General features: G+C 66.4%; 9 protein-coding genes. 5 read left to right on the plus strand and 4 right to left on the minus strand.

What is annotated here, in order from left to right:
• Positions 1–17 precede the first annotated feature (17 nt).
• Genes BMY97_RS43245 through BMY97_RS43265 form a run of 5 tightly spaced genes read left to right on the plus strand, consistent with a single transcriptional unit; the run spans position 18 to position 4,393 of the window.
• Positions 18–1,076, plus strand: a complete 1,059-nt coding sequence (locus tag BMY97_RS43245; protein WP_091629154.1) for a thymidylate synthase — start codon at positions 18–20, stop codon at positions 1,074–1,076.
• Complete coding sequence (locus BMY97_RS43250; protein WP_177231829.1) at positions 1,073–1,627, plus strand: nucleoside-diphosphate kinase; 555 nt, start codon at positions 1,073–1,075, stop codon at positions 1,625–1,627. The genes BMY97_RS43245 and BMY97_RS43250 overlap by 4 nt, the downstream gene beginning before the upstream one ends.
• Positions 1,624–2,886, plus strand: a complete 1,263-nt coding sequence (locus BMY97_RS43255; protein WP_091629157.1) for a hypothetical protein — start codon at positions 1,624–1,626, stop codon at positions 2,884–2,886. Before BMY97_RS43250 ends, BMY97_RS43255 begins: the two co-directional genes overlap by 4 nt.
• Positions 2,887–2,915: 29 nt before the next feature.
• On the plus strand, positions 2,916–3,578 hold the full coding sequence (locus tag BMY97_RS43260) for a 3'-5' exonuclease (RefSeq protein ID WP_091629159.1): 663 nt from the start codon (positions 2,916–2,918) through the stop codon (positions 3,576–3,578).
• Positions 3,575–4,393: an aldo/keto reductase gene (locus tag BMY97_RS43265; RefSeq protein ID WP_091629161.1), complete on the plus strand. Its 819-nt coding sequence runs from the start codon at positions 3,575–3,577 to the stop codon at positions 4,391–4,393. The genes BMY97_RS43260 and BMY97_RS43265 overlap by 4 nt, the downstream gene beginning before the upstream one ends.
• A gap of 50 nt (positions 4,394–4,443) precedes the next feature.
• Here the strand turns inward: BMY97_RS43265 and BMY97_RS43270 are convergent, their stop codons facing one another.
• The 4 genes from BMY97_RS43270 to BMY97_RS43285 form a co-directional block, all read right to left on the minus strand.
• On the minus strand, positions 4,444–5,292 hold the full coding sequence (locus tag BMY97_RS43270) for a hypothetical protein (RefSeq protein WP_091629163.1): 849 nt from the start codon (positions 5,290–5,292) through the stop codon (positions 4,444–4,446).
• The gene (locus BMY97_RS43275) at positions 5,289–5,990 is read right to left on the minus strand and encodes a hypothetical protein (RefSeq protein ID WP_091629165.1); all 702 of its coding nucleotides are present in this window, start codon (positions 5,988–5,990) and stop codon (positions 5,289–5,291) included. The genes BMY97_RS43270 and BMY97_RS43275 overlap by 4 nt, the downstream gene beginning before the upstream one ends.
• 3 nt (positions 5,991–5,993) lie before the next feature.
• Entirely contained in the window at positions 5,994–7,028 is a 1,035-nt protein-coding gene (locus BMY97_RS43280) for a TIGR04255 family protein (RefSeq protein WP_177231830.1), read from the minus strand.
• Positions 7,029–7,093: 65 nt separating this feature from the next.
• Positions 7,094–7,867, minus strand: coding sequence for a hypothetical protein (locus BMY97_RS43285; RefSeq protein ID WP_245787798.1), 774 nt, complete (start codon positions 7,865–7,867; stop codon positions 7,094–7,096).
• Positions 7,868–8,068 lie beyond the last annotated feature (201 nt).

An 8,068-nucleotide genomic window follows, 5' to 3' on the forward strand; every position in this document is an offset into this window, starting at 1 on the left:
CCGAGTGAGGAGCCGTGATGCCAGAGCCCGCACCGCCCGGAAGGCGCTCATTGTCACCGTCGTCGTTCCGCAGCTTCCACGACGCGTACGCCGCGGTGCTCACCGACCTCACCCGAGCGTCGGGACACATCAGCACCCGCGGCAACGCCGGGCCGGAACGGCTGAACGTGTCCTTCCAGCTAGGCAATCCCGCGGCGCGAGTCCCGATGTTCGCCTCCCGCAAAGCGAACATCGTGTTCAACCTGGCCGAGGTGCTGTGGTTCCTCGGTGGGCGCGATGACCTGGCGATGATGCGCTACTACGCGCCGAGGATGGCGGGCTACTCCCCCGACGGCGTCACCATCGCCGGCGCCGCCTACGGCACCCGCCTGTTCCGCACGCCCGGCCCCGGCCGGCGCTCGGCCTTCGACGCGACACTGGACCTGATCCGCGAGGATCCCGACACCAAACGCGCCGTGATCCCGATCTTCGGCGCCCACGAAGTCGGCGACGGCGAGCACCCCGACGTGTCGTGCACCATCGCGTTTCAGCTCTTCAAACGCGAGGACCGCCTGCACGCGGTCTGTTACATGCGCGCCAACGACGCCTTCCAGGGCTTGGTGTCCGACGTCTTCTCCTTCACCTTCATCCAGGAGCTGGCCGCGCGCCTGCTCGACCTGCGGCTGGGGACGTACACGCACCACGTCGGGTCGATGCACATCGGCGACCAGCACCTGGCGAAAGCCCGCGCCATCGTCGCCGAAGCCCGCCAGGCACGGCCATCGTCGCTGCCGGTGACGCCGATGCCGGTCAGTACCACGCGCGCGATGGTCGAGGAGGTCTGCGCGCAGGAAGCACAGCTGCGGGCCAACCGGATCAGCCACACCCTCGACTCCCTGGCCAAGACCGGGCTTCCGGCGTACTGGCAACGGCTGATCGCGCTGCTGGAGCTGCACCGCCACCTCATTCACGAGCCCGGGCGCCCGATCGACGAGGACATGCTCGCCTCGCTCGACCCCAGCCACTGGTGGCTACTGCACCACAAATGGCCGGCTCGGGTCCCCTCGCCCGACGTTCTCGGCTGGGACAGAGCATGACCGGCGTGCCCGTCGCCGCACCTGTGGACTGGACACAGTGGACTGTGGTGCTGCTCAAACCCGACTGCCTCGAACGTGACCTGGTGAACCCCGTCCTGGACCGGGTCGCCGCCGCGGTCACCCTCGTCGTAGCCGAGCGCATCACGGTGCAGGACTGGCAGATCTTCACCCACTACTGGGACCTGTTCGTCCACCGGCACCGGCTCGACGTCGATGTCGCCGGCTGCCTCCGGCACCGCTACGTCGGCCACCAGGTCGTCGTCGCCCTCGGCCACCACGCGCAAGGCGACGCGCCCGCGCGGGCCCGCGCCCTGCTCGGCGACTTCGACCCGATCGTCGCCAAGCCGGGGACCATCCGCGCCGATCTGGGCGCCGACAGCCTCGCCGCGGCACGCCGGGAGCACCGGCTGGTCGACAACCTCATCCACAGCTCCGACGACGCCACCGCGGCCTGGCGCGACTTCCACATCTGGCTCGGCGGGCACCGCGCCGCAGAACTACTCCGCCCACCCGCCACCGCACAGGACACTCCGGAGGTACCGCACCCATGACCCGTACACCCGTCGCGCTCGACACAGCCATCTCCCGCGGCACCCGCGCCCTGCGGATGATGCCGGCCGAACAGATCGCACGCCTCGACCCGTACATGGCCCAGTTCATCGGCTACCGCAAGAGCGGCCTGTCGATGAACAACATCATCGGCTGCCCGCTGGACTGCGCCTACTGCGTCCGCCACTTCTGGGGCAACTTCGAGCAGAAGATCCCGCAGCTGATCGAAACCACCGCCAACGCCGTGCAAGCACTCGTCGACCACCCCGGCTTCGCCCCGCACGTGACCCCCATCCAGCTCTACAACAAGGCCACCGACCCGTTCCTTCCCGCGGTCAAGCCCGAACTGTTCGCCGCCCTGCACGACCTGGACCGGCGCGGGCTGACGAACCTGGTCCTGCTGATCACCCGCTTCCGCGTGACCGACGCCGACATGGCCGAACTGGAGTCGCTCACCCACCTGCGCGTCACGCTGCTGTTCACCTACTCCGGGATCGAGGACACCCGGATCGAGCCCATCGCGAAAAGCTCCATCACCCTCACCTCCCTGCAGACCGCCGGCCGCACACCCGGCCGCCGGACCAAGGTCATCCTCTACTGGCGGCCGATCGTGCCGGGCTGGAACGACCACCCCGACACCATGAACCGTGTCCTCGACGCCGGCCGCGACGCCGACGGCATCGTGTTCACCGGCTACTACCACAAACCCGAGAACGCGGAATTCATCACCTCGCTCGGCATCCCGCTGCCCTACGGCCTCGACGACGTCGCACGCCGCAAGGCCATGCCCGCGGAAATCGACGAGAAAGTCGTCGCTGCGTGGAAGAAATCAGGCATCAGCACACCCTTGTACCGCAAGACATCCTGCGGTGTCGCCGCCGCCCACGGCGTCGCCGACTACAATGGACACTGGGGCGTCAACGACCTCTGCGACATCTGCCCGCTCGCCCAGCAGACCCTGTGCCGCGACGCCCACCGCGCCCCCACCACCAGTGAGCTGGACGCCATCTTCGACACCCTCGGGTACTCCTCGCCGGTCGCGTTCGACGACGGACACGTCTGGACCCGCGGCCTGAGCGAGCAGCAGCGCTACCCCATCCAGCACCAGACCGGCTACCAGATCTGGGACACGACCCTGCCGCACTTCCACGGCAACCACGGCCGCTCCCTCGTCGGATTCACCCCCGATGAGGCAGATCAGCACCACATCGCGGAGGTTCGCCGTGACCTGGAGCACCAGACCCGCTTCGATGACGAGTGACCACCCCCGCACTGCGAACGGAGCCACTCGTGCCGGACGACACCGCCCCCTGGACCGACGCCCACCTCGTCGCCATCGACGTCGAAGGCAGCGGCCCCCAGGACCCCGCCGGCGAAGCACTGCTGGAGATCGCCCTGGTCCCGATCCACCGCGGCACACCCGACGTGGACAACGCGTTCAGCACGCTGATCGACCCGCAACGCACCATCACCCGCGGGCCCTGGACCTCACCCGGCATCACCAACACCGTCCTCCGCGACGCACCCGTCCTCGATGAGGTCGCCCCCGCCATCATCGACCTGGTTGCCGACGCGACGCTGGTCGGGCACAACGTCCGCGTCGACTGGCGCCTCCTGCACACCGTCCTCCCCGAGGCCTCACCGATCGGCCTGGTCGACACCCTGCGCCTCGCCAAACACCGCCACCCCGAACTCCGCACAGGCCACGGACTCCAAGCCTGGCTCGACCGACTGTCCCTGTCCGACGACATCACCCACGCCGCACCCGGCAGCCAGCCGCACCGCGCCCTCTGGGACACCGTCGGCACCGCGGCCCTCCTGCGCACGTTCATGCACGACGCCACACCGGCGGAAGCCACGCTCGGTGGGCTCATGGCCGTGGCAGGCCTGAACCTGGACGGCACCCCCTTCTCCCCGCCATCCGACCAACACTCCTTGTGGGACAACCTATGAACGCCTCAACACGAACACCTGTCCTCGACACCTTCCTGCTCGGCGGGGACATCCCGGTCACCCGGCTCGGGCTCGGCACCATCCAGTTCACCGGCAACAGCGACCGCTGGGGCCCGCCCTCCGACCCCGCGCACGCCACCCGGGTCCTCCGCGCCGCTCTGGACGCCGGCCTCAACCACATCGACACCGCCGACTGCTACGGACCCCACGCCTGCGAAACCCTCATCGCCAACGCCCTGCACCCCTACGACAACACCCTGGCGCTCGCCACGAAGGGCGGCATCCGACGAACACGCCCCGGCGAATGGGACCACTACGGCCACCCCGACTACCTACGCTCCTGCATCGACCAAAGCCTCACCCGCCTCCGCCGCGACACGATCGACCTCTACTACCTCCACCGCATCGACCCGCGCATCCCGCTCAACGACCAAGTCGGCGCGCTGATCACCGCACGCCAGCAAGGAAAAATCCGCCACATCGGCCTGTCCAAAGTCACCCTGGACCAGCTGGCGCAGGCCGAAACCCTCACCCCGATCGCCGCGGTCCAGAACTACCGCGACCCTGCCAACCCCGACCACGCAGTCCGAAACCACTGCCAGCACAACAACATCGCCTACGTCCCCTACCGCCCACTCGCAGGCGGCCAAGCACTGCAACCGGAACTGCCTGTGCGAGAACAACTCCAGAACATCTTCAGGTTCCACCTCGACGATTCACCACACACGCTCCTGATCCCAGGTACAACCTCGCTGACGCATTTGAGCGACAACATGGCCACCCTCGCATCAGCGATCGCCCGTCAAGCCTCGTAACCTCCGGCAAATCATCTGTCACCCAAAGGTTGCGCTGTTCACGCGCTCGCTCATGAGGATTCTACGTCGGTGATCAGGGCGCTTGTGACATAGTCGCGAGCCGTCAACTCATCGAGTCCAACGACCTCGGGGCCAATGATGGTAAGCCCGTGTTCCTGGGCAGCGCCGTAGATCGATCCGACGATGCGCACCCACCCGCCCTCGTCAGGCTCCTCGCCGTCTTTGGCAAGCACGAAGACCGTGACAACCGATGGCGTCAGCGCGTCGTTGCACTGCAACCGGACCTCGTACACGCTCTGGTTCAGGGCGGCTCCGGCATCTGGCTCGGCGCGGACAGCGTCGAACAGCGGGCCGACGACGTGATCGAGCACGTCCTCTGGGAGATCGGGGCGTTGTCTGCGAATCGCCAGACGCTCAGACAGGCGCCGGTAATCGACCTCGTCAACGAACGGTTCGATCGGCTCGCGATCGAGGAGAGCGGACTTCTCAACGGGTAGTTCAAGACGGAGGTCAACGAACCAAGGCTCACCGTGAGTCCACGCGGCTGTCAGTGGCAGCAGATGCAGTGTTTTCCCGCCCCGCGCGCTACTGATCTGTTCAGGGGTGAGGCGCGTGCTTGCATCGTAGACGGGCGCCAGCGTGACCCACGGAATATTCTTACGCATAATGTCGCAACCCTGCGTGAGAATCATTGCGTGGTGAAGGATCCCGCCCGGCTCGACCGTAATCTCAGGCGGTCCGCTTCCTATGAGGTGGCGCGCGTGCTCCCACAACTCGGCAGCACCGAGGTTGGCGAAGAAAAGCGGTACGTCCTCGACAATGTAGCCTTGGCGAAAGCGGGCGAGTCGGTCGGCGAGTCCATCAGGCCAGTCGCCCGAGCGTCCCAGATCGGCGGTCATTCCGCCCGATCATTGACGGTGACCGACAGTAGCGGGTTCGGCTGAGGCAGAGGCACTTTGAGCAGTTCCCTGCGCACTCGCGATGAAACCTTGCGCAGCAGAACCAAATCGCCTTGGGCCGCAACCATATCGTCCAGCGGGGAAGGCTCGCCGGCGTGGAACCAGGCCCGCGTCACATCGACACCGACCGAACGAACGGCGGCCGAAACGAGGCCGTGCACCCGCAGCACCGCGGCGACAGTGGCAGGGCGGGGCGTGCTGTTGCGTTCACGCCAGGCGTAAACGGTTCCCCGGCTGATACCTACAGCTCTGACGACGAGAGCGAGACCGATGCCGAGCCAAGATTGAATCTCCCGCATGCTGGTATCCAGCTGCGCGGTTGCCTCCCCGGCCTCATCGGGCCGTTGGACAGCTGGCCGATGACCGAGCAGCCAGCTTGCGTCAGGGTCGCTCCATCCGGCGAGGAACACCGCCGGGGTGTCATGTACCAGCGTGCCGAACAAGGGTTCATGAGCGATTGGGTAGCTGCTGATACGTGTTGCTTCGAAGCGCGTGTCCTCTTCGGGAGCCAGCATCCGGTCGATCTGCGCGAGCAGGTCGTCGCACGCCGTTCCGAGTCGCGCGTCGGTTGCCGTGGTGTACGCACCGAGCGGCTCAGGTTCATCGAACGTCGTGATCCGTGTCGGAGACTTGAACATGACCTAGCCCCTCAAGATCGCGTACAACTCGTCTGTGAGACAGACGCGGAACAACGACCCCGCGTACGAATGAAGCCGGTCGGCGACATCACGGACCTTCTGGACGTCGAACGGTGACGGATGCTCGTTGAAGACGTCGTAGTCAAGCAAGTAGACACCCCCTGGCCGCTGGCGCTCATCCGCCATCATGCCATGACGAACGAGGCATCGGGCCTGGTCGTCGATCTGGAGCAGGTGTCGCTGCTCGGATCCCACGATGGCCTGGCCAAGCACTGGGTGAAGCCCTGCACCGAGGAGGGAATCCGGGATCAAACCCTGCCACGAATCACGTCCGTCGGGCAGGGGCACCTGATCCACATACCGGACCCCGACCCGCAAAATTTGTGCCGGGTCGAAAACCCCCGCCACCGCCGCTGCGATCGTAGTCAGCTTCTCAAACATGTCGTCCCAGCTCCGGTAGGAGCGAGTCTCCAGCGTCACGCTGTCGGGGTTGATCACGAGCGACCATGCCCCGTCCGCAGTGCCCAACCGATACGCGGATCGCTTGGGCTCATTCACCGCCCCCGTGGGCGTGAGTGTCGTCCTGAACTGGGGCGCGTTCTGCAAGACCGTCCACTCAGGGGGCATGCTCTTCTGCATGTCACGCGCTTGCGCGTGTTGCACGTCTTCGCCGACTTCTTCGAAGTTGATCTGGGCGGCAACGAGGACGAGGGGACTGTGGGCGAACTCGATGCTCTCGTATAGCGGCAGGTCCAAGCACATCTCGGTCGACTTTGTTGACACGAATTGAACATACCTGGCACATCCTGACTTCGCCAGAGCACTCGGCCAACGAGGCCCAACCGTGAGGACAATGTGACGACCGAGAACCGCGCCACCAGCACCGCCGACGACGCTCCTCGCTCCACCGTCGAAGTCGATCGATACCGTCCCCACGCCGAAGGTCGACGACTTTGTCCGGGCGGCCGCCTGCCGGCCGAACGTCTGCGCCGCGACCAGCAGCTCCTGCACAACCTCGATCGCATCGGACAGCTCCACGCACTGGTCACCCACAGATGCCCCTCTCCGCTCTCCGGAAGGAGCCAGGGCACTCACCCCGTTCGTCATCCGGTCTGCGCGGAATGCAGGGACACGCCCGCCACCTGCCCAGACCGGACCGCCGAGACCAGGCCCCGCGAGCGAGCCGCTCCGACGCCGAGTCGCTTCCGCAACGTCTCCGCCGAGATAGGACGCCGGTACTGCTTCCAGTGACGTTCGTCCTCCTCCCTCGCCCGATCCAGCAGATCGTCATCGACAGCCTCACCCCGAGGACACGAAGCCGGTCGTTCCTCCGGACCGCCTCGGACGTCTCCGCCCTGGGCATGGACCAACACGGCGCCAACCACTTCCCCGTCGCCGACCGCTGAGCCCTCCTCCGGGTGAAGACGCGACGGCGCCCGGCAGGTTTCGATCATCGCTTGCAGGAGGCCGGGGCCAGCCTCGGACCACCCGATCAACAGCAGCGGTCCCACGGCGTCGAACGCCGCCTTCCCGTAGTCGCCCGCAACGAGTGGATCCGCCACGTTCAACGCCAACGTGACCACGCTGGCGAAGATCAACAACCGACGGAGCGGACGGAGCACGTCAGCAGCAACGCCCCGGACCACGAGGTACCGAGTGCCCAGGAGGATTCCGAGGATGGTCAGGTCGACCGCGGGCGCGACGAGCGGCGCCACCCAGACAGGTACGCCCAGGCGGAGGGCAAGGCTGAGGACGTTGCCGAAGCCGAAGAGGAACGTGAGCCCGACGACCGTGCCCATGATCACCGTGACTGCCCGCACCGCTACATCAGGATCAGAAGCCGACGGAGCCTCCGAGTTCCGCTTCCCTGCGGTCATCAGGCGCCACCCACGCGGTCGCCGACCTGGAAACTGCCCTCAACCACCAACAAGCCGCTAGAAACCTGCAGGTCAGACGCGGGACCGTCTGCATGTAGCCCTGCCGAGGATTCGAACCTGCGACCAACATCAGATGATCGAGGATGGCCGCCTCCAGCTTCACACCTCGGCCCCATGAAGCAACACGCAGCACCCACGAAC

Origin of the sequence: Amycolatopsis saalfeldensis (assembly GCF_900110575.1) — a bacterium.
GTDB classification, from domain to species: domain Bacteria; phylum Actinomycetota; class Actinomycetes; order Mycobacteriales; family Pseudonocardiaceae; genus Amycolatopsis; species Amycolatopsis saalfeldensis.